At 63.2% G+C, this 21,720-nt stretch carries 18 protein-coding genes and 1 pseudogene; 9 read left to right on the top strand and 10 right to left on the bottom strand.

The genetic code is table 11. The features are described from left to right. Positions 1-291 precede the first annotated feature (291 nt). The 3 genes from kynU to BPNPMPFG_RS04965 form a co-directional block, all read right to left on the bottom strand. Positions 292-1,539: a kynureninase gene (gene kynU, locus BPNPMPFG_RS04975; protein ID WP_258593567.1), complete on the bottom strand. Its 1,248-nt coding sequence runs from the start codon at positions 1,537-1,539 to the stop codon at positions 292-294. Between the two features lie 82 nt (positions 1,540-1,621). Further along, positions 1,622-2,458, bottom strand: coding sequence for a tryptophan 2,3-dioxygenase (kynA, locus tag BPNPMPFG_RS04970; RefSeq protein ID WP_258593566.1), 837 nt, complete (start codon positions 2,456-2,458; stop codon positions 1,622-1,624). After that, the gene (locus tag BPNPMPFG_RS04965) at positions 2,455-4,080 is read right to left on the bottom strand and encodes a benzoate-CoA ligase family protein (protein WP_258593564.1); all 1,626 of its coding nucleotides are present in this window, start codon (positions 4,078-4,080) and stop codon (positions 2,455-2,457) included. The genes kynA and BPNPMPFG_RS04965 overlap by 4 nt, the downstream gene beginning before the upstream one ends. A gap of 314 nt (positions 4,081-4,394) precedes the next feature. Here BPNPMPFG_RS04965 and BPNPMPFG_RS04960 point away from each other — a divergent pair, with 314 nt between their 5' ends. After that, complete coding sequence (locus BPNPMPFG_RS04960; protein ID WP_258593562.1) at positions 4,395-5,225, top strand: hormone-sensitive lipase; 831 nt, start codon at positions 4,395-4,397, stop codon at positions 5,223-5,225. A 48-nt stretch (positions 5,226-5,273) separates the two neighbouring features. Here BPNPMPFG_RS04960 and BPNPMPFG_RS04955 read toward each other — a convergent pair whose 3' ends face one another. The 5 genes from BPNPMPFG_RS04955 to BPNPMPFG_RS04935 are packed head-to-tail and all read right to left on the bottom strand — an operon-like array spanning position 5,274 to position 10,679. Then, positions 5,274-6,479, bottom strand: coding sequence for a molybdopterin molybdotransferase MoeA (locus BPNPMPFG_RS04955; protein WP_258593560.1), 1,206 nt, complete (start codon positions 6,477-6,479; stop codon positions 5,274-5,276). Further along, positions 6,479-6,961, bottom strand: a complete 483-nt coding sequence (gene moaC, locus BPNPMPFG_RS04950) for a cyclic pyranopterin monophosphate synthase MoaC (protein WP_258593558.1) — start codon at positions 6,959-6,961, stop codon at positions 6,479-6,481. The genes BPNPMPFG_RS04955 and moaC overlap by 1 nt, the downstream gene beginning before the upstream one ends. 2 nt (positions 6,962-6,963) lie before the next feature. Further along, positions 6,964-7,776: an indole-3-glycerol phosphate synthase TrpC gene (trpC, locus tag BPNPMPFG_RS04945; protein WP_258593556.1), complete on the bottom strand. Its 813-nt coding sequence runs from the start codon at positions 7,774-7,776 to the stop codon at positions 6,964-6,966. Positions 7,777-7,779: 3 nt separating this feature from the next. After that, the gene (trpD, locus tag BPNPMPFG_RS04940; protein ID WP_258593554.1) at positions 7,780-8,790 is read right to left on the bottom strand and encodes an anthranilate phosphoribosyltransferase; all 1,011 of its coding nucleotides are present in this window, start codon (positions 8,788-8,790) and stop codon (positions 7,780-7,782) included. Further along, on the bottom strand, positions 8,787-10,679 hold the full coding sequence (locus BPNPMPFG_RS04935) for a SurA N-terminal domain-containing protein (RefSeq protein WP_258593552.1): 1,893 nt from the start codon (positions 10,677-10,679) through the stop codon (positions 8,787-8,789). Before BPNPMPFG_RS04935 ends, trpD begins: the two co-directional genes overlap by 4 nt. Before the next feature lie 144 nt (positions 10,680-10,823). On the opposite strand from BPNPMPFG_RS04935, the gene tpiA reads away from it, so the two are divergent. The 5 genes from tpiA to BPNPMPFG_RS04910 all read left to right on the top strand — a co-directional run bounded on the left by tpiA (position 10,824) and on the right by BPNPMPFG_RS04910 (position 15,912). Further along, positions 10,824-11,591 (top strand): triose-phosphate isomerase, encoded by a 768-nt coding sequence (gene tpiA, locus BPNPMPFG_RS04930; RefSeq protein ID WP_258593550.1) that lies wholly within the window; start codon positions 10,824-10,826, stop codon positions 11,589-11,591. Between the two features lie 170 nt (positions 11,592-11,761). After that, a complete protein-coding gene (secG, locus tag BPNPMPFG_RS04925; RefSeq protein WP_258593548.1) occupies positions 11,762-12,238 on the top strand; it encodes a preprotein translocase subunit SecG in 477 nt (158 codons plus the stop codon). 210 nt (positions 12,239-12,448) lie between these two features. After that, positions 12,449-13,579 carry a L,D-transpeptidase gene (locus BPNPMPFG_RS04920; protein ID WP_258593546.1) on the top strand — a complete coding sequence of 377 codons (1,131 nt, stop codon included), beginning with the start codon at positions 12,449-12,451 and terminating at the stop codon, positions 13,577-13,579. Positions 13,580-13,720: 141 nt separating this feature from the next. Continuing rightward, the gene (gene pyrG, locus BPNPMPFG_RS04915; RefSeq protein ID WP_319945976.1) at positions 13,721-15,358 is read left to right on the top strand and encodes a CTP synthase; all 1,638 of its coding nucleotides are present in this window, start codon (positions 13,721-13,723) and stop codon (positions 15,356-15,358) included. A 20-nt stretch (positions 15,359-15,378) separates the two neighbouring features. Continuing rightward, positions 15,379-15,912, top strand: coding sequence for a DUF1697 domain-containing protein (locus BPNPMPFG_RS04910; protein WP_258593542.1), 534 nt, complete (start codon positions 15,379-15,381; stop codon positions 15,910-15,912). Positions 15,913-16,075: 163 nt separating this feature from the next. On the opposite strand, the pseudogene BPNPMPFG_RS04905 reads toward BPNPMPFG_RS04910, so the two are convergent. Together BPNPMPFG_RS04905 and BPNPMPFG_RS04900 are read right to left on the bottom strand one after the other, a co-directional pair. Continuing rightward, positions 16,076-16,330 (bottom strand): annotated as a pseudogene (locus BPNPMPFG_RS04905) (nitrate reductase); the annotation flags it as partial. 14 nt (positions 16,331-16,344) lie between these two features. Continuing rightward, on the bottom strand, positions 16,345-17,247 hold the full coding sequence (locus BPNPMPFG_RS04900) for a LysR family transcriptional regulator (protein WP_258593540.1): 903 nt from the start codon (positions 17,245-17,247) through the stop codon (positions 16,345-16,347). Positions 17,248-17,562: 315 nt separating this feature from the next. Between BPNPMPFG_RS04900 and BPNPMPFG_RS04895 the strand changes: the two genes are divergently transcribed. The 3 genes from BPNPMPFG_RS04895 to BPNPMPFG_RS04885 are packed head-to-tail and all read left to right on the top strand — an operon-like array spanning position 17,563 to position 21,711. Further along, positions 17,563-19,077 carry a leucyl aminopeptidase gene (locus BPNPMPFG_RS04895; RefSeq protein ID WP_258593538.1) on the top strand — a complete coding sequence of 505 codons (1,515 nt, stop codon included), beginning with the start codon at positions 17,563-17,565 and terminating at the stop codon, positions 19,075-19,077. Between the two features lie 48 nt (positions 19,078-19,125). After that, positions 19,126-20,031 carry a proline iminopeptidase-family hydrolase gene (locus BPNPMPFG_RS04890; RefSeq protein WP_258593536.1) on the top strand — a complete coding sequence of 302 codons (906 nt, stop codon included), beginning with the start codon at positions 19,126-19,128 and terminating at the stop codon, positions 20,029-20,031. Between the two features lie 18 nt (positions 20,032-20,049). Next, positions 20,050-21,711 (top strand): ABC transporter substrate-binding protein, encoded by a 1,662-nt coding sequence (locus tag BPNPMPFG_RS04885; protein WP_258593528.1) that lies wholly within the window; start codon positions 20,050-20,052, stop codon positions 21,709-21,711. Positions 21,712-21,720 lie beyond the last annotated feature (9 nt).

Below are 21,720 nucleotides of genomic sequence, written 5' to 3'. Positions count from 1 at the left end.
CCTGCCTCCGCGACGCACCAACCTGCATTGAAATTGTTTTGGTTAATGGCCTGTGGCCCACCCTGCGGCAAGGCCTGGCATCAGCCGCCGATGGATCTCGATAACGGGGATTTTCACTATACTGGCTGTTGGCTTGCCGTGAACGAAACGAAGCCAAAATGCCAACTTCTGGTTAATCCGGTGGCCAGCAGCGCGGTCGCCCGGAGGGACTCATTCGTGGATTGGAAAATCGTTCCTCATCATCCAACGAAGGCGTGAGGCCGGCGACAACAGAGCGTCGAGATGACAGCGTCAGGTAACGGCCTCCTTGACGGCGAAACGCTGGTCCTTCCATGCCCCGGTGCGCAGAATGTCTTCCAGCACCTCAACCGCCAGCCACACGTCCTTGTAGCCGACATAGAGCGGCGTGAAGCCGAAGCGGATGGTCGACGGTGCGCGGAAATCACCGATCACCCCGCGCTCGATCAGCGCCCGCATGACCTGATAGCCGTGACCGTGAAGGAACGAGACCTGGCTGCCGCGCTTGGTCGCGTCGCGGGTGCTCTCCAGCGTGAGACCGTAGGCGCCGCACTTCGCTTCGACGAGCTGGATGAAGAGTTCGGTGAGCCCGATGCTCTTTTTGCGCAATACGGCCATGTCGACGTCGTCCCAGATGGCAAGCGCGCCTTTGAGCGCCCGCATGGAGAGGACCGGCTGCGTGCCGCACAGAAAGCGGCGGATGCCAGTGCCGGCAACATAACCCCGCTCGAAGGCGAAGGGTCGCGCATGCCCCCACCAGCCGCTGAGCGGTTGGCTGATATCGCCATGGTGGCGCTGCGCGGCATAGATGAAGGCCGGCGCACCCGGACCGCCGTTGAGGTATTTGTAGGTGCAGCCGATGGCGAAATCGGCATTTGCATGGTCGAGTTCGACCGGCAGGGCGCCCGCGGTGTGGCATAAATCCCAGATGATGAGCGCTCCGGCTGCATGGGCCCTGCGTGTCAGCGCCGCCATGTCGCGCAATTCGCCCGACTTGTAGTTGACGTGATTGACCAGCACCACCGCGACGCTTTCGTCGATCAGCTCTTCGATGGTTGGTGCGTCGACGCCAGCGAGGCGCAGCAAGGCGCCATCACGGGTCGAGGCCACGCCTTCGGCGATGTACAGATCGGTGGGAAAACTGTCACCCTCGGCGACGATTGTCGACCGGCCGGGCCGCATATCCAGCGCCGCATGCAGCACCTTGTAGATGTTGATCGACGTCGTGTCGCAGACAACGGTCTGGCCGGCCGCGGCTCCGATCAGGCGTCCGAGCTGGTCGCCGAGCTCGATCGGCATCTCAAACCATCCAGCCGTATTCCAGGCTCGAATGAGATCCTGGGCCCATTCCTTGGTCGCCGCCTGCTGCAGCTCGCCGAAGACGGCGTGCGATGCCGCCCCCAGTGAATTGCCATCGAGATAGATCACCCCCTCCGGCAGGATGAAGCGATCGCGCATGGCACGCAGCGGATCCGTCGCATCCATCGCTTCGATCGCAGCGAGATCAGGAATTCCACTCATGATCAGTCGGTCCTCGGTTGTTTGCGAAAGGTTTCCGCCACAAGCGCATGCTGTCGGCGTGCCTGGTTTCATTTCAATGATGTCAGAGCCGGGTGCGAACGGTCCAAAGTTCTGGAAACAGGACGACCTCGAGCATCTTCTTCAGATAGGAGGCACCTGACGTGCCACCGGTGCCGCGCTTCATGCCTATGATGCGTTCGACCGTGGTGACGTGGTTGAAGCGCCAGCGGCGGAAATAGTCCTCGAAGTCGACCAGCTTCTCGGCCAGTTCGTAGAACATCCAGTAGCGCTGCGGATCGCGGTAGACGGTCTGCCAGGCGACCAGGACCTCTTCGTTCTCAGTGCGGGTTTCCCGCCAGTCGGTGCGCCTGGCGTCGGCGCCGATGTCGAATCCGTTGCGGGCGAGCAGCAGCAGGGCTTCGTCGTAGAGCGACGGCTCGGCCAGGATCGCCTCAAGCTTCTGGCTGAGCTCCGGCCGGTGCTTGTGCGGGCCGAGCATGGCGAGGTTGCGATTGCCGGCCATGAACTCGATGGCGCGATACTGCCAGGACTGGAAACCCGAGGATTGGCCGAGCGCATCGCGGAACTCAGTGTATTCGCTGGGCGTCATGGTCCGCAGCACGTCCCACGCATTGTTCAACTGCTCGAAAATGCGGGCAACCCGCGACAGCATCTTGAAACTCGGCTCGAGGCGGTCGGCGCGGATCGAGCGGATCGCAGCACCAATCTCGTGCAGGGCAAGCTTCATCCAAAGCTCGGAGGTCTGATGCTGGATGATGAACAGCATCTCGTCATGCGCCGTCGACAGCGGCGTCTGCGCCTCCAGCACCTTCTCCAGATGCAGATAGTCGCTGTAGGACATGCGTTCGTTGAACGACATCTGTGCGCCTTCGGACGCCGGATCGTATGGCTCGCTCAATTGATTTTCTCCGTACGCAGCCGGAAACGCTGGATCTTGCCGGTCTGGGTCTTGGGCAGAGCAGCGATGAATTTTACCGATCGCGGGTATTTGTAGGGCGCGATGGTTGCCTTGACGTGGTCCTGCAGGCGCTTGGTGGTCAATGCGTCTGCCGCGACGCCTTGCACCAGCACGACATGCGCCTCGACGATCTGGCCGCGTTCGGCATCCTCCGCGCCGATGACCGCGCATTCGGCGACATCAGGATGCGCCAGCAGCGCTGCCTCGACTTCCCGCCCGGCAATGTTGTAGCCGGCGCTGACGATCATGTCGTCGGAGCGGGCGGCGAAATGAAAGAAGCCGTCCTTGTCCTGCGTGAAGGTGTCGCCGGTGAGGTTCCAGCCGTCGCGAACGTAGTCCTTCTGCCTGTCGTCGGCCATGTAGCGGCAGCCGGTCGGCCCGCGCACCGCCAGCCTGCCGGTCGCGCCTCGCGGCACCTCGCGCATCTCGTCGTCGACGATGCGCGCCTCATAGCCGCCCACCGGCTTGCCGGTCGACGCCGGCTTCATGTCGTCGAAGCGGTTGGAGATGAAGATGTGCAGCATTTCGGTGGCGCCGATGCCGTCGAGGATCGGCTTGCCGGTCTTTCGCGTCCACTCTTCGAAGACCGGAGCGGGCAAGGTCTCGCCGGCCGAAACGGCGACGCGCAGCGATGACAGGTCCGCACCTTCATCCATGGCCTTGAGCATCGCGCGGTAGGCGGTCGGCGCGGTGAACGAGATCGTCGCTTTGTAGGTCTCGATGATGTGGATCATGTTGGGCGGCGTCGCCTGTTCCAGCAGCGTCGCCGCCGCACCGAAGCGCAGCGGGAAGATGGCGAGCCCGCCAAGGCCGAAGGTAAAGGCGAGCGGCGGCGAGCCGACGAAAATGTCGTCCGGCGTTACCTGGAGAATTTCACGGGCATAGGCATCGGCGATGATCAAGAGGTCGCGGTGGAAATGCATCGTCGCCTTCGGCACGCCTGTCGTTCCCGAGGTGAAGCCGAGCAGCGCGACGTCGTCGCGGCCGGTGTTGACGGCGGTGAAAACAACCGACTTGTCGAGGGCGGCGCGATCGAGTTCGGCATCATGGTTGGCGGTGCCGTCGAAGCCGATGACCTGCTTGAGGAACGGGCTATCCTTGGCGCAGGCGGTCATCTCATCCATCAGCCTTGTGTCACAAAGCGCGGTTGTGATTTCCGCCTTGTCGACGATCTTGCTGAGCTCGCCGGCGCGCAGCATCGGCATGGTGTTGACGACCACGGCGCCGACCTTGGTGGCGGCCAGCCAGCAGGCCACCATGGCGGGATTGTTGGCGGAGCGGATCAGCACCCGGTTGCCGGGCTTGACGCCATAGTTCTCGACCAGCGCATGGGCCAGCCGGTTCGTCCAGTCGGATAGTTCCTTGTAGGTGCGGCGGCGGCCATTGCCGATCAGCGCGGTGTGGTCACCCAAGCCCTTCTCGACCAGCCTGTCGGTCAGTTCGACGCCGGCGTTGAGGTGTTCGGGATAGTCGAAGCCGTCGAGCAGGAAGTCTGGCCATTGCTCCGGCGGCGGCAGGTGATCGCGCGTGAACGTGTCGATATGCGCTGAAGGCCCAAGCATGTCGCCGCTATCCTGTCTGCTGCCTGGCCAGCGCGCGAGGCTTCTGGCCGGATGGGTGGATCTGAAGGTCCTGCTTCTCGAGGAGGCTTCGTGCCGCCGGTCGCACCGTGCTCGTCGACGCCACCCCAAAGGGCGGACATTTGCAGGTTTCGGGCAGCACAGCAGACCTCCCATTGTCGGCTGTTCGTCAGGCAGGATCGCACCAGTCGAAATTTGTTTCAAGCCTAAAATGTTTTTGCCCTGGAGCATTGACGCATGGCGTGGCGATGGCCATTGCTAGCGCGGAAACGATGCCGGTTTTGGGGAGGGCGCCGATGTTCGAACGTCAGATTGCCAATTGGGACAGCGCCTATGCCAACGGTGCGAACATCGCCGGCAGCGACCGATGGCCGGCCGCGTGGGTGGAGCCAGCACAAGCCTTTCGCGAAGCGCTTTCGGCTGAGGGCCGGGCACGGCTCGACATTGCCTATGGCGACGGACGGCGCAATCGGCTCGATCTCTTCCTTCCCAGCGTCACGCCCAAGGGGCTCGTGGTGTTCATCCATGGCGGCTATTGGAAGGCGTTCGACAAGAGTTTCTGGTCGCACCTCGCCAATGGCGCGGTCAGCAGCGGCTTTGCCGTGGCGATACCGTCCTACACGCTCTGTCCCGAAGCCCGCATCGCCGGCATCGTTGGGGAAATAGGGGCAGCGATCGGCAAGGCGGCAGGGATGGTCGACGGGCCGTTGATGCTGACCGGACATTCGGCCGGCGGACACCTCGCCAGCCGGATGGTCACGGCAACCACGCCTCTGGCGGCCGATGTGGCGCGGCGCATACGCCACGTCGTGTCGATTTCCGGCCTCCACGATCTGCGACCGATCATGCACACCGAGATGAACGCGACACTGGCGATCGACGAGCAGGAGGCGCAGGCCGAGAGCCCGGCGCTGCTGCGTCCCATGGATGGTGCCCGCATCACCTGCTGGGCCGGTGGCAGTGAGCGTGCCGAGTTCCTGCGCCAGAACGCGCTGCTTGCCAACATCTGGACCGGCCTAGGTGCTGCGACCAGCACCGTGGTCGAGCCCGACCGGCATCATTTCAGCATTGTCGACGGCCTCACCGATCCAGCGCATCCGCTGACACGGGCCTTGATCTCAGAATAGGGCGGAGATTATTTCCGCCCTATTATCAATAGCTTGTTTGGCGAAACGTCAACGCAACATCAGCACGCTGCAAGCTTCACCGGCGGCCGCCGCGGGGGCAAACGGTGCGCGCACAATCAGCCCGTTGGCGTCGGCCAGCATTCTGAGCATCGAGGAATCCTGGATGCCGAACGGCGTCGCCACCAGCGCGCCGTCATCTTCCCTGACCACCGCCCGCACATAATCCTGGCGCAGATCATTGGCCGGCATTGCGGCGCCCAATCGCGCCGGACGAATATCCTGACGATGGTTGCGCCCACCAAGCCGCGCCAGCAGCGGTTTCAGGAACAACTGCGAGCAGACCAGGCTTGCCACCGGATTGCCGGGCAGACCGATGCATCTGATATCGCCGAGGCGTCCGAACATCAGCGGCTTGCCGGGGCGCATGGCGATCTTCCAGAAGCCAAGCGTCATGCCTTCGCCTGTCAGCACGTCATGGATCAGATCGTGGTCGCCGACCGAGGCGCCACCCAGCGTCACGATGACATCCGCACCAGCCGCGACCGCCTTTTGAACCAAGGCGGCGATGGCCTCCTTGCGGTCGGCGGCAATGCCGAGATCGAGCGCGCGGGCGCCGACCGACTGCGCCGCCGCCGCGACACCATAGGCATTGGACGAGATGATCTGGTCCGGCCCGAGTTCGCTGCCCGGCGGCAACAATTCGTCGCCGGTGGCGATGATGGCGACCAGCGGCCGTTTCACCACGTTGACCGTGGGGTGGTTGGCCGATGCCGCCAGCGACAGCGCCGCCGGGTCGAGCACGCGGCCCTTTTCCAGCAGGACATCGCCTTTCGAGAAGTCCAGCCCGACACGGCGAATGTTGCGCCACTCCGCCGTCGGCTCGGTCACTTCGATGTCGCCGCCACCGAGGTCGCGGACATTCTCCTGGATGACGATGGTGTCGGCGCCTTCGGGCAGCGGCGCGCCGGTAAAGATGCGCACGGCCTGCGCCTTGCCGACCGTGCCGCCAAAGCCACGCCCGGCCGGCGCCATGCCGATCACCGAAAGTCTTGACGGCGCCGACGCCACATCGACGGCGCGCGCCGCATAGCCGTCCATGGCCGAGGCATTGAAAGGTGGTTGCGTGCGCAGCGCAATGACGGGATCGGCCAGCACGCGATCCATTGCCTCAAAGAGCGGAACGCTTTCGCCTGCCAGTGATACCGCGCCTTCCAGCAGGCGTTCGAGCGCCTCGGCGACGGGAACCAGCGCCATCAGGCGTCTACCTTGTAGTCGCCCGACTTGCCGCCGGTCTTTTCGACCAGCCGGATGCCGGAGATGACCATCGCGCGGTCAACCGCCTTGGCCATGTCGTAGATGGTCAGGCAGGCCACCGAAGCGGCGGTCAGCGCCTCCATCTCGACGCCCGTCTTGCCGGTGACGCGCGCAAGTGCTGTGACCTTCAGGCCTGGCAAGGCATGGTCCGGCTCGATGTCGACGGAAACCTTGGTCAGAAGCAGCGGATGGCAGAGCGGGATCAATTCATGCGCTTTCTTTGCCGCCATGATGCCGGCGATGCGCGCGGTGCCGAGCACGTCGCCCTTCTTGGCGTTGCCTTCGAGGATCATCGTCAGCGTGTCGGGCTGCATCGCGACAAAACCCTCGGCGATCGCCGTGCGCGTCGTCTCCGCCTTGTCGCCGACGTCGACCATGTTGGCCTCGCCCTCCGCGCCGAGATGGGTGAGGGCGGCCGTCATCGTCAGATGGCCTCGGCCGGCGCCTTGCCCGTCAGCAGCAGGCTGGTCGCCATGGTGACGTCCTGCTGCCGCATCAGGCTCTCGCCGACAAGGAAGGTGCCGATGTCGTTCTTTTGCAGCCTGAGGCAATCGTCATGCGTGAAAATACCGCTCTCGCTGACCAGCAGGCGGTCGGCCGGCACCATCGACGCCAGCCGCTCCGAGGTAGCGAGGCTGGTCTCGAATGTTCTCAGATTGCGATTGTTGATGCCGATCAGCCGCGACGACAGCTTTAGTGCGCGCTGCGTTTCGGCCTCGTCATGCACTTCGACCAGCGCATCCATGCCGAGTTCGAACGCCGTCGATTCGAGGTCGCTGGCCAGCGCGTCGTCGACGCTCGCCATGATGATCAGGATGGCGTCCGCGCCCCAGGCGCGGGCCTCGAACACCTGGTAGGGATCGAATAGAAAATCCTTGCGCAAAGCGGGCAGGGCGACGGCAGCTCTCGCCCTGGTCAGAAATTCGGGCGCGCCCTGGAAGGACGGCGCGTCGGTCAGCACTGAAAGACAGGCGGCACCGCCTTTCGCATAGGCTCGCGCCAATGCCGGTGGGTCGAAATCGGCGCGGATCAGGCCCTTGGAGGGGCTTGCCTTCTTGATCTCGGCGATCAGCGCGAAGGCACCGGATTTGCGCTTCGCCTCGAGCGCCGCAAGAAAGCCGCGCGGCGCATCCGCGTCCTTCGCTCGCGCCTTGATCTCGGTCAGCGGCACACGTGCCTTAGCCGCAGCGATCTCGTCGCGCTTGTAGGCCTCGATCTTGCGAAGAATGTCAGACACGCTCTATCCGTTCGAAATCTCGATCAACCGGTCAAGCACTTGCAACGCCCGGCCGCTGTCGATGGCTTGCGCGGCGAGCGCGATGCCGTCGCCAAGCGTCGTCGCCTTGCCCGCCACGACCAGTCCGGCGCCGGCATTCATCAGCACGGTGTCGCGGTAAGCGCCGGCGGCGCCGCCCAGCATATCGCGTAATGCCTTGGCATTGTAAGCCGCGTCGCCGCCACGCAATTCATCCTTGGTATGGCGTGCCAGTCCGACCGCTTCCGGGGTCAGCGTGAAGCTGCGGATCTCGCCGCCGATCAGTTCGGCGACCTGCGTCTCGCCGGTGGTGGTGATTTCGTCATAGCCGTCGCCATGGGCGACCCAGGCATGCTCGGCGCCCAGTGCTTTCAGCGTCTCGGCCACCGGCAGGATCCATTCCGGCAGGAACACACCCACCATCTGCCGCTTGACACCAGCCGGATTGGAAAGGGGGCCAAGCAGATTGAAGATCGTGCGGGTGCCGAGTTCGACGCGGGTCGGGCCGACATGCTTCATCGCCGGATGGTGCGCGGGCGCGAACATGAAGCCGACGCCCGTCTCGTGAATGCAACGGCCGATGAACTCGGGCGAGATGTCGATCTTGACGCCGAGCGCGACCAGCACGTCGGCGGCTCCCGTCAGAGACGACAGGCCGCGATTGCCGTGCTTGGCGACCGGCACACCGCTGCCGGCAATGACGAATGCCGATGCCGTCGAAATGTTGACGCTGTGGGAATTGTCACCGCCGGTGCCGACGATATCGATGGCGCCGGCGGGCGCATCGACGCGCAGCATCTTGGCGCGCATGGTGGCGACGGCGCCGGAAATCTCGCTCACCGTCTCGCCGCGCACGCGCAGCGCCATCAGGAAGCCGCCGATCTGGCCGGGCGTTGCGTCGCCCGACATGATGATGTCGAAGGCCTCGCGCGCTTCCTCGAAGGAAAGCGCGGTGCCGGTCGCGACCTTGGCGATATGGGTTTTCAGCGCGCTCATCTTGTCGAGGCTTGGGCGACGGCGGCCTGGTCGATGCGAACGTCGTATTGCGTCTGCAGCTGCGCCACCAGCTGGTCGAGCAGATCGTCCGACATGCCGGAGGTGAAGGATTTCTGTGCGTCGTCCGGCACCGAGCGGGCATCGGCCCCCGCAGGCTCGAACACTTCGGCGACCTTGTACAGGATCTGCCCGTCGCTGGTGGGCGAGGGGATCAGGCCGGTGCCGCCTTCGCCGACGCCGAACATCGCTGCCGCACCCTGCTTGCCGAAATCGACATCGTCGGCATCGCGCTTGACGCCGCGCTTGGTCTGTTTTTCCAGCTTCAGGTCGCTGGCGATGACGTCGAGCGTGGCGCCGGCCTTGAGCCGCTTTTCGAGCTCGTCAGCCTTGGCGGCGAGCCGCTTGGTCGTCTCCGCCGCCGTCCAGTCGGCAACGACTTTCTGGCGAACCTCGTCCAGCGTCCGGTCGCGAGCCGGTGTGATGGAAGCCACTTCATAGAAAACGAAACCGTTGTCCGCCGTGGTCAAGGCATCGTTTTCCGTCTTGGGTTCAGCGTCGAAGACAGCCTTGATCAGTTCCGGCGATTGCGGCAGGTCCTTGACGATGGTTGCGTCGGGCCTCTGGCCGCTGCGATCGATGGCGTCGATGGTGACGACCTTCAGCTTCAGCTTGGTGGCGGCGTCGGCCAGCGAACCGCCGGCGGCACGGGTGTCTTCGTAACTGTCACGCACGTCGAGAAGGATGCGGCTTGCCTCGCCCAGCGCCAGGTCCTTGCGAATCTGGTCGGACACTTCGGCCAGCGGCTTCACCACCTCGGGCTTGATCTCGGTGACGCGCAACAGCACCGGACCGAAGGCGCCCTGCACAACCTGGCTGACTTCATTGGCATTGAGTTTGAAGGCCGCGTCGGCGACCGCCTTGTCGGCAATCTTGTCCTTGGCCAGCGTGCCGAGCAAAGTGTCGGCCTGGGTCCTGCCTTCCGCCGTGACCAGCTTGTCGAAGGTGGCGCCGGCCTTCAGCGAATCGAGCGCGGCCTTGGCAGCGTCAGGCGTCTTGAACACCAGCTGCTCGATGGTGCGCAGTTCAGGCGTCGTATAGCGCGCCTTGTTCTTGTTGTAGTCGTCGCTGACCTGTTGGTCGGTGACCGCGGTCGTATCCATGATGTCGACCGGTTCGAGGCGGACATAGGAGAATTTGCGGTATTCGGGTGCCGCGTACGTCTTCTTGTTTGCGTCGAAATAGGCCGAGAGCACGCTGTCGGATGGCGCCTGGATCGGCTCGACAAGCGCCTTGGGCAACGTCAAATAGTCGATGGTGCGGTCTTCGCCGCGATAAAGCGCCACCGCCTTGAAGAAAGTGTCCGGCGCCTTGAGGCCGTCCGAGACCGCCTCGACGATCTGCTGGCGTACCGCCACCTGAGCGCGGTTCTTGAGATAGTCCTCAGGCCGCATGCCGACCTGCCGCAACATATATTCGAAGGTTCTGCGGTCGAACTGGCCGCCGGGGCCCTTGAAGGCCGGATCTTCGCGCGTCAACTCGGCCAGCCGGTCCTTGGAGAGGCCGAGGCCCAGCTTGCGGGCCTGTTCGTCGAGAACGGCTCCCGAGACGAGCTGCGCCAGCACCTGGTTGTCGATGCCGAGCGCCTTTGCCTGCTCGTGGCTGAGACGCTGGCCGAACTGCTGCGACATGACGGCGAGTTGGCGATCATAAGCCAGGCGATACTCGTTGATCGACACCTTGGTGCCGCCGGCCGTGATGACGGAGTCATGACCGGCGAAGCCGCCCATCAGCCGCCCGGAGATGCCCCAGACCAAAAAGCTGAGCACCAGCAGCACCAGTAGACCCTTCGCGACCCAGGTACCCGCCGCGTTTCTCAATATACTAAGCATCGTTACTTCCGATTTATGCGCATTTTCGCATGCGCCGAGTCTGAAACAAGCGCAATAGCGCCCTTCCGGTTCACTGTCGATTGCTTTGTGGCCTGATTTTGGTAGTGAGGGCCAGAGCCTGATATCGCCCGGAGAAGCAGACCCATGACGCCAGGAATTCGCCCACTCGTCGCCGGCAACTGGAAAATGAACGGCACCAGCGCGTCGCTCAACGAGCTCAGGATGATCGGCAACGGTTTCATGAGTGGGCTCGATGCGGAGACGGAAGCGCTGGTCTGCGTTCCGGCAACACTACTTGCCCACGCCGCCGAGATCCTGTCGCGCACGCCGGTCCACGCCGGCGGCGAGGATTGCCACACCAAGGAAAGCGGCGCCTACACCGGCTGCATCTCGGCTGAAATGCTGAAGGATGCCGGCGCGAGCCATGTCATCGTCGGCCATTCCGAGTGTCGCGAGCAACGCGGTGACGATGACGCGACGGTCCAGGCCAAGGCCTCTGCCGCCTGGCGCGCCGGCCTGGTGGCCATCATCTGCATTGGCGAGACGCAGCTGCAGCGTGAAGCGGGCGCAACGCTGGAAGTGCTGTCGCGGCAGGTCGCCGGCTCGGTGCCGCCAAGCGCCACCCCGTCCAACACCGTCATCGCCTATGAGCCGGTATGGGCGATCGGCACCGGCCTGACGCCGACCGCCGCCGACGTGGCGGATGCTCATGCACATATCCGCGAAAGGCTGTCGGAAAAGCTCGGCGGCGTTGCGGCCAAGGTGCGTATTCTCTATGGCGGCTCGGTCAAACCCTCCAATGCGGTCGAACTGCTCGGCGTCAAAAATGTCGACGGCGCGCTGGTCGGCGGCGCCAGCCTGAAAGCGGCGGACTTCCTTGCCATCGCCGAGGCCTATCGCAATATCTCTTAGGCGGTAGTCGGCATCTCTTAGGGGTAGATGGCGCCGGAAATCGTTGCAAAGGAAGCGTTGCTTCCCATATTCCAGCCACGGGCTTGGAAATGCCATCAAAGCATTGTATTGAGCCGCCTCCAATTCACCGGTCGTGTCCGCGACCGGGCAAGGCCTTGCCAGGATAAACTATGGAAACCGTACTGATCGTCATCCATCTCATGGTCGTGCTCGCCCTTGTCGGCGTGGTGCTGCTGCAGCGCTCCGAAGGCGGCGGCCTTGGCATCGGCGGCGGATCCGGCTTCATGACCGCGCGGGGTGCGGCCAATGCGCTGACGCGTGCGACGGCAATCCTGGCGGCCGCCTTCTTCGCCACGTCGCTGACACTGTCGATCGTCGCCCGCTACGGCGAGAAGCCGATCGACATCCTTGACCGCGTGCCCGCGACATCGAGCGGCGCCGGCAAGGGAGTGCTCAACCAATTGCCCGGTACGACCACTCCGGCGCCGGCAGGCAGCACCACGCCGACGCCGCCGTCCGGCAACGACGCCGCGGCAAAGCCCCCGGCAACTGCTCCGGCCACGGCGCCTGCAGCCGGTTCGACGCCGCCGGCGACCAACGGCACAACCCCCACCGCACCGGCTGCCCCACAAGTCCCGAACCAGTAGTGTCCGCTGCCTGAGCCGCGATCTGTTGTCGTTTGAACACAGTCGCGGCAAATGCAGCACAATCACGAAGATTCGACTGCGCGCGGCGCAGCCACGCGCTTGAGGCGCCCGCGCTTATTCGACTATAGATTGCGCGCGGCATTTCCGGCGCCCTTGGGGGGCGCTGGGCGACGCCGTGGGCAACAAGCATAGAACGATCGGATCTTCGCCATGCAGCTTCGCAGCTTCATCTTCCTGGGACTTTGCGCCGCACTCGGCCTGGGTTCCCCGGCTTTCGCCGGCGTGCCGGCCAATATGGCCGCACATCCTTCGGTTGAGACAACCGGAGCCATCAACGTCGCCGTCAAGAGTGATGCGACGCAATTGAAGCTTCTCAAGAAGAAGAAAAACCCGACACCGGACGACCTCGCCCAGATCAAGAAGATCGAGGCCAGGATCGTTGCCGACAAGGAGGATGCCAAGGCCAAGGCGCTCGAAGCCAGGAAGCTGGCGATGCGCGAAGCGGCGAAGGCCAAGGCCGACGCGGAACGGCAGGCGTTCCTCGCCAAGAGGGGCTCGAAAGCACAGGCAACCGAAGTGGCCGAAGCCAAGCCGGCAAAGAAGGCCGCCAAGATCGTCGAGCCAATCGAACCGATCGCACCGATCGCACCGATCCAGTCGGCCGAGACGCTCCCGGCCGAAGCGATGAATGTCGCTTTGACCGGCAACAACGGCGAGCTGCGCAGTGAAGTCATTGGTGGCCAGAAACAGTCGAGCGGCGGTCTGTTCGCAGGCCTCTTCGGCGGCACCTCTTCTTCGTCGATCTCATATCTCCCCGAGACCCGTGCGCTGGACCAGGCTCTCGCCAAGAAGGATGCCAAGAAACAGTTCAAGGTGAAGCCGGAATTCGTCCCGCAGGACGTGGAATTCACCGGCTATGAAGCGGGTACGATCGTCATCGACACCAGTGCCCGCCGCCTTTACCTCGTCGAATCGTCTTCCACCGCTCGCCGCTATGCCATTGCGGTCGGCCGCGAAGGCCTGCAGTTCAAGGGCACGGTTGCGGTCGGCGACAAGCAGGAATGGCCGCGCTGGATCCCGACGCTGGACATGCAGAAGCGCGAGCCGAAGCATTACGGCCAGTACAAGGATGGCATGCCCGGCGGTGGCCAGAACCCACTCGGCGCCCGCGCCATCTATCTCTATGACGGCAAGAAGGACACGCATCTGCGCATCCACGGCACCATCGCGCCGCAGTCGATCGGAACCAGCGCCTCCAATGGCTGCTTCCGCATGATCAACGAGCACGTCATGGACCTCTACAGCCGCGTCAGGGTCGGCACCAAGGTCGTCATCATCTGACGTTTCCATCATTCTGCCGAAAGGGCCGGCCTTGCCGGCCCTTTTGTTTTGACTTGCCCCCAGGGGGGTATCGCGCCTTCATGGGAAAAAGCCTTCGCGGCGGTTTTTTCTCTGGCGGAATCAATCCGGCCGCGTTAAGCGATGACTCCCATGGCGCGATATGTATTCATCACAGGCGGCGTGGTTTCCTCACTTGGAAAAGGCATTGCCGCAGCGGCCCTTGGGGCTCTCTTGCAGGCGCGCGGCTATCGCGCACGCATCAAAAAACTCGATCCCTATCTCAATGTCGATCCGGGCACGATGTCGCCGTACCAGCATGGCGAGGTGTTCGTCACCGATGACGGTGCCGAGACCGATCTCGATCTTGGCCACTACGAGCGCTTCACCGGCCGCTCCGCCAACCAGCAGGACAACATCACCACCGGCCGCATCTACAAGAACATCATCGAGCGCGAGCGGCGCGGCGACTATCTCGGCGCAACCGTTCAGGTCATTCCGCACGTCACCGACGAGATCAAGAATTTCGTCCTCAACGGCAATGACGACTATGATTTCGTGCTCTGCGAGATCGGCGGCACCGTCGGCGACATCGAGGCGATGCCGTTCCTGGAGGCGATTCGCCAGCTCGGCAATGATCTGCCGCGCAACAATGCCGTCTACGTCCATCTGACGCTGATGCCCTACATCCCGACCGCGGGCGAGCTGAAAACCAAGCCGACCCAGCATTCGGTCAAGGAACTGCGCGGCATCGGCATCGCGCCCGACATCCTGCTGGTCCGCGCCGACCGCGCCATCCCCAAGGAAGAGCGCAGAAAACTGTCGCTGTTCTGCAATGTCAGGGAAAGCGCGGTCATCCAGGCGCTCGACGTGCCGCATATCTACGACGTGCCGATGGCCTACCACAAGGAAGGGCTCGATTCGGAAGTGCTCGCCGCCTTCGGCATCGATCCGGCGCCGAAGCCACGCATGGAGCCCTGGCAGGCGGTGTCCAACCGCATCCACAATCCGGAAGGCGAGGTCACCATCGCCATTGTCGGCAAATATACCGGCCTCAAGGACGCCTACAAATCGTTGATCGAGGCGCTCTCGCATGGCGGCCTGGCCAACCACGTCAAGGTCAAGCTCGACTGGATCGAATCGGAGATCTTCGAAAAGGAAGATCCGACGCCCTGGCTGGAAAAGGTGCATGGCATCCTGGTTCCCGGCGGCTTTGGCGAACGTGGCTCCGAGGGCAAGATCCTGGCGGCGAAGTTCGCGCGCGAGCGCAAGGTGCCGTATTTCGGCATCTGCTTCGGCATGCAGATGGCCTGCATCGAGGCGGCGCGTTCGCTGGCCGGCGTCGAGCACGCGTCTTCGACCGAGTTTGGCCCGACCAAGGAGCCGGTCGTCGGACTGATGACCGAATGGCTGAAGGGCAACATGCTGGAGAAGCGCCGCGTGACCGGCGATCTCGGCGGCACGATGCGGCTCGGCGCCTATCAGGCCGAGCTCGCCAAGGGTTCCAAGATCGCCGACATCTATGGCGACACACAGATTTCCGAGCGCCATCGCCACCGCTACGAGGTCAATATCGACTACAAGGAGCGGCTCGAGGATTGCGGCCTGGTGTTTGCCGGCATGTCGCCCGACGGCGTGCTGCCGGAAACGGTCGAGTATCCCGATCATCCCTGGTTCATCGGCGTGCAGTATCACCCGGAACTGAAAAGCCGGCCGCTCGACCCGCATCCACTGTTTGCCAGCTTCATCGAGGCGGCGGTGGAGCAGAGCCGGCTGGTGTAGCGACCTCTGGCGGCCGGGCAATGCGGACCTATGTCGCGCTTCTCTACAGCGTCATCCTGGGTGAGGGGCGGCGGGTCGTCATGGCCGACCTCAAGGCGATGGCGCAAGACCTCGGGCTGAAGAACGTTCGCACCTTGGTGGCGACCGGTAATCTGGTCTTTGAGACGGAAGAGACCTCCATCTCCGCGCTTGAGAAGCGACTGGAAGCGGCGTTCGAAAAGGCCTTCGGCAAGCATGTCGACATCATCGTGCGCACGGCAAGCAATTGGCTGACGCTTGCGGCCGGCAATCCGTTTCCGGACGAATCGATTGCCACGGCGGATCAGGTCGCAGTGCGCGTGATGCGCCAGCCGGTGCCCGACGAAGCTGTCTCGGCGCTCAACTCTTATGTCGGCGCTGATGAAAGGATGCAGGCTGTCGGCGGCGACATCTGGATTTACTTCTCGCGCGCCAGTTCACGGCTTCTGTCGGCAACGAGCCACAAACGGCTTGGCATCGGCACGTCGCGCAACTGGAACACTGTACGCAAACTGGCAGAGATGGTTGGCGGTTAGCGTCTTGCCTTCTCCCCCTGTGGGAGAAGGTGGCCGAGCGAAGCTCGGTCGGATGAGGGGTGTTCCAGCTTGACGCTGACAGAGTTCCGTCCAGCACCCCTCAACCGTCTTGGCGCTACGCGCCAATCCACCTTCTCCCACAAGGGGGGAAGGGAAAAGGGCGTCAGGCCTTGGCCGTCTTGGCGCCGGCGCCGAGTGCCGCGGTGCGCAGCACGTAGTAGATGATGCCGGCAATCGCCACGCCGAAGAACCAACCGTGGACGCCCCACCAGGACGGCAGCCAGTTGGTGAAGTTGGGCAGGATCGACGAGAAGATGGCGCCGATGCCGGCGGCGATGAAGGCATTGACGTGCCAGCCACCCTGGAAGCGGAACTCGCCGTCCTCGCGGTAGAGCGCCTCGACGTCGACCTCACCTTTGGACGGTGTTCCGTCTAGGCGATGGCCATTACCCGCTTGTGGTCAGCAACTTCGGAGAGCAGCCAATCCTGAAACAGGCCGGTGCCTGGCTTGTTGCCGATGCTGCGACGCTGATGCAGATAGATGCCGGCCGGATAGGTGTGGCGGGCCTGAAACGGGGCGACAAGTTTTCCTTGCTCCAGAAGATCTTGTGCCATCATCGTGTCGGCAAGCGCGATGCCGGCGCCATTGATCGCCTCGCGCATGATCAGCGTGCAATCATCGAGGATTGTGCCCGACTTCGGAGTCGTACCCAAAACGCCTTCTTGCTCCAGCCAACGCTTCCATCTCATGGTCTCGCATTCGTGGAGCAGGTGGTGATTGACCAGATCCGCCGGCGATCGCAACGCCACCGGACCTTCCAGAAGCGAAGGAGCACAGACCGGTGTCAGCAGGAGCGGGATCATCATCGTCAAAGCCGGGCCGGCTTTGTAGACGAACTCGTCCACGATGGCCAAATCGAAGTTGGCCCGCTTGCCCAAAGTCGAGATCTCCAGATCCACGGACGGATGCAGTCGCCGAAAATTCGGCAACCGGTCCGCTAGCCAGAGGTTCAGAACGGTCGGCACGCACAGGACCCTGACACGCTGGGTGCTGCTGCGGCGCGGGCCGTCGGAGAGGTTGACATCGTCGGTGGCGCGCCAGATGGCCTCGAACGCTTCGGAGAGGCTGCGCGCATAGTAAGAGCCTCTCGTGGTTGGCGTTATCTGGCGAAAGCCGCGCTCGAACAGATCCTGGCCGAGATTCCTTTCGAGCGCGCGAATGTGGCGGCTGACGGCCGAGGGCGTCAGATGCAGCTCTTCCGCTGCATCCTTGACACTGCCGAGACGTGCGGCGGCCTCGAAAGCGCGCATGCCATTGAGTGAAGGTAAGGCCATTGTCCGATCATGAATTGTCAGTTGAGTTTTTGTCAATCCACATGGACGAAATTGACGGTTGATCGCCCGCCCCGTTCAGGGATACCGAAAGGCAAGAGCAACTAAGTCGTCAAAAGAAAACGATTATTTGGGGACTCCGGCACCATTCCACCAGCGGCTGAGACCGGCTTGACCCGTTTCCACCGATGACGGGCGGCTTTTGGGCGCGTGACATCGGAACTTCGGATCGCGCGGCAAGAGCCGCGTTGCGAAGCAAGGGCATGCCGCTAGCCGCCCCCAGGCCGGTATCGCCGCAATTGGAGAGAACGCCAGCTTATGCCTCAATCGCCAGTGCCGGTCTTCGAAACGGCGGACGAGGTTTCCGCGGAAACCTCTGTCGTCGTGATTTTGCAAACTGCTCAAAAAGGATTTGGCCCTCGGGCAGCGGCACTGGACGCTGAAATGAGCGGTATTCTGTCCCGTGCGTGCTCCGACCCGGCCGCCTTGGCCGAATCCGGCACTTGCATCGATGTCATCGCGCCCCAGGCGGTATCGGTCCGGCGCGTGATCGTGCTGGCATTGGGCAAAGCGGAAGCTGTAACCGCGCGCTCATTGGCGCGGGCCGGCGGTTTGCTTGCCGCGCATCTGGAAAGCAAGTGCGAATGCGCGGCCACGCTTGTCCTCGACCCCATCGCCGGCGTCGATCTGCCGGCTGCGGACATCCTGGCGCGCGTCGCGCTTGGCATGCGGCTGCGGCGCTATCGTTTCGACATGCGCAACCAACGGCAAGGTGCGGGAGCGGATCGAACCTTGCGCGTGCAACTGGTTGGGGCAAACCGCGCGGACGTGACCTCGGCGCTGGCACGGACCAATGCCATTGCCGATGGCGTCGAATACGCGAGGACCCTGGTCAATCTGCCGCCGAACCATCTCCACCCCGACAATTTCCACGATCATCTGGAGCCGTTGCGTGAAGCCGGCATCGACATTGAAATGCTCGATGCCGCGCAACTGAAAGAGCTCGGCATGAACGCGCTTCTGGCCGTCGGGTCGGGCTCGGCGCGGCCGCCACGAGTCGCTGTCCTGCGCTATCGCGGCAAAGGTGCCCCCGCGCAACCGCTCGCTTTCGTCGGCAAGGGCGTCTGTTTTGATTCCGGCGGCCTCTGCATCAAGGGCGGGGCGCAGATGTTCGACATGAAGGCCGACATGGGTGGGGCGGCGGCGGTGGTCGGTCTGCTGATAGCGCTTGCCCGGCAAGGCAGCCCGGTACACGCCGTCGGCGTGCTTGGCATCGCCGAGAACATGCCGTCCGGCACCGCGCTCAAGCCGCGCGACATCATCACGACAGCCTCGGGACAGACCGTGGAAGTGTTCGATACGGATGCGGAAGGACGCCTGCTCCTGGCGGACTGCCTCCACTATGCGGCCACGCGCTTCAACCCGTCGGTGATCGTCGATCTGGCTACGCTGACCTATTCGGTGACGCGCGGCCTGGGATCGATATTCGCCGGCCTGTTCAGCACCGACGATGCCATCGCGTCACAGATGATCGCAGCCGGAGAATCGGTCGGCGAGCGGTTCTGGCGGTTGCCGCTCGATCGGGCCTACGATGAAGGGCTGCAATCACCGTTTGCCGACCTCCGGCACCACGCCAAGGACATGGAAGATGGCGACGCTCCCTATGCAGCGGCCTTCCTGCGCCATTTCACGCAAGACCGGCCCTGGGTGCATCTCGATATCGCGAGCAAGGAACTCACCGACACCGATCGGCCCCTGGGCAGGCAAGGTGCCACGGCATTTGGCGTGCAGATGCTGGAAGAGTGGGTGCAGGCCAGCTGCGGGGTGAACTAGGCGCCTACGGACAACAACGAGATGCCTTCAAACGCACAGGGAACTGGAATGTCGTCGGAGATCATCGGCAAGGAAGGTCGGGCCGCATTCGGCAGCTACGAAACCTGGTATCGCATCAGCGGCGAACTCGATGCCGACAAGGCCCCGGTGGTGATCCTGCATGGCGGTCCGGGCGTCGCGCACAACTATGTCGATGCCTACAAGCTTCTTGCCCGAAGAGATCGCGCCGTCATCCACTACGACCAGTTGGGGTGCGGCAAGTCCACATTGCTGCCCGAGAAAGGCGCCGACTTCTGGACGCCCCGGCTTTTCATCGACGAGCTCGAAAACCTGGTCGACCATCTCGGCATTCGCGCGGGCTTCCATATCCTCGGCCAGAGCTGGGGTGGCATGCTGGGCGCCGAATATGCCGTGACGCGGCCGAGGGGTTTGAAGTCGCTGGTCATCGCCAACTCGCCGGCTTCCATGAAGCTGTGGGTGGAAGAGGCAAACCGGTTGCGCGGCGACCTGCCCAGGGACGTGCGGGAGACACTGACCCGGCACGAACAGGCCGGGACGACGGACGATGCGGCCTATCAACAGGCAACGATGGCGTTCTACGAACGCCATGTCTGCCGCGTCGTGCCTTTCCCGCCCGAAGTGTCGGAGAGTTTCGCCCAGGTCGCACGCAATCCAACCGTCTACAATGTGATGAATGGGCCGAACGAGTTCCATGTCATCGGAACGCTGAAGACCTGGAGCATCGTCGACCGTCTGCCGGCGGTGGATGTTCCCACGCTGATCATTTCCGGACGTTACGACGAAGCCACGCCCGCGACCGTGCAGCCCTACAAGGACGGCATCAAGGGATCGCGCTGGGAGATATTCGAGCATTCCAGCCACATGCCGCATGTCGAAGAGCAGGATGAGTGCATGCGGGTGGTGGGAGACTTCCTGGACCACAACGACAACTGAGAAAAGGGGAATCAAGACATGAAGAAACTGCTTCTGGCGGCGTCAGCCGCGGCATTGCTGGCGGGCACGTGGCTGGCTCCGGCGCAGGCCGAATATCTCAAGGGACACCGCGGCGGCACCATTCGCTTGCTGGCCCGCTCAGCGGCGGGAACACTCGATCCGCACATCAATTATACCGACCAGGGCTGGCAGTTCTACCAGCCGATCTATGACGGCCTGGTCGCGTTCCGCAAAGCCGAAGGCATGGACGGCTTCACCATCGTTCCCGATCTGGCCGAGGCGCTGCCGCAGGTCAGCAATGACGGCAAGACCTTCACCTTCAAGCTGCGCAAGGGCATCAAGTTCTCCAGCGGCCAGGATCTTGGCGTAAAGGACGTTGTCGCCTCCTTCCAGCGCATCTTCAAGGTTTCCGGGCCGACTTCCGGTACCTTCTATGCCGGCATCGTCGGCGCCGACAAATGCCTGGCCGACACCAAGAGCTGCACGCTGGAAGGCGGCATTGTCGGCGACGATGCGGCCGGCACCATCACCATCAACATCACCAAGCCGGATGCCGAGCTGCTGTACAAGCTTGCCTTGCCCCATGCCGTGGTCCTGCCGGCGGACACGCCCGTGGAAGACATGGGTTCCAAGCCCATTCCCAGCACCGGCCCGTACATGATCTCCACCTTCGATCCCAACAAGGGCATGACGGTTTCGCGCAATCCCAATTTCAAGCAGTGGAGCGAGGAAGCGCAGCCGGACGGCTATCCAGATGTCGTCCAATATGATTTCGGCCTGTCCGAGGAAGCGGCCGTCACCGCGATCCAGAACGGCGAAGCGGACTGGATGTTCGACGCTCTGCCGAGCGACCGCCTGGGCGAACTTGGCAGCAAGTCCATGGACCAGTTGCACATTTCGCCGCTTTCGGCATGGTGGTATGCGCCGCTGAACAACCGTCTCGCTCCGTTCGACAACGAAAAGGCCCGCCAGGCTGTTGCCTACGCGATCGACCGCAACACACTGGTCAAGCTGTTCGGCGGCAAGGTGCTGGCCTCGCCGGTCTGCCAGGTCTTGCCTCCGGACTTCCCCGGCCATGAAGACTATTGCCCCTTCACCAAGAACCCCGGAGCCAAATGGTCGGCGCCCGATCTCGACAAAGCAAAACAGCTCGTCGAGGAATCCGGCACCAAGGGCCAGAAGGTGACCATCATCGTCGAGGATACCGCCGTTTCACGGTCCATTGGCGTCTATCTGCAGAGCGTGCTGACCAGCATCGGCTATGTCGCCGACGTCAAGCCGATCTCGTCCAACATTCAGTTCACCTACATCCAGAACACCAACAACAAAGTGCAGATGTCGGTCACCCAGTGGTACAAGGACTATCCCGCGGCTTCGGACTTCCTGAACATCCTGTTCAGCTGCGCATCCTTCCGCGAAGGTTCGGACGCTTCGATCAACATAGCCGGCTTCTGCGACAAGGATATCGACGCCAAGATGCAAAAGGCGTTGGATCTCGGCGTGACCGATCAGAAAGCCGCCGACAAATTGTGGGCCGAAGTCGACAAGCAAGTCACGGACAAGGCACCGGCCGTCGGCCTCTTCACGCCGAAGCGGCTCGACTTCGTCAGCAAACGCGTCGGCAATTTCAGGTTCAACCGGCAGTTCAACTGGATGATCACCCAGTCCTGGGTGCAGTAACGAACTGCG

Origin of the sequence: Mesorhizobium sp. AR07 (assembly GCF_024746815.1) — a bacterium.
In the GTDB taxonomy this organism is placed as follows: Bacteria; Pseudomonadota; Alphaproteobacteria; order Rhizobiales; family Rhizobiaceae; genus Mesorhizobium.
The sequence above is the reverse complement of the archived record's forward strand: the minus strand, read 5'-3'. Positions and strand labels throughout refer to the sequence as shown.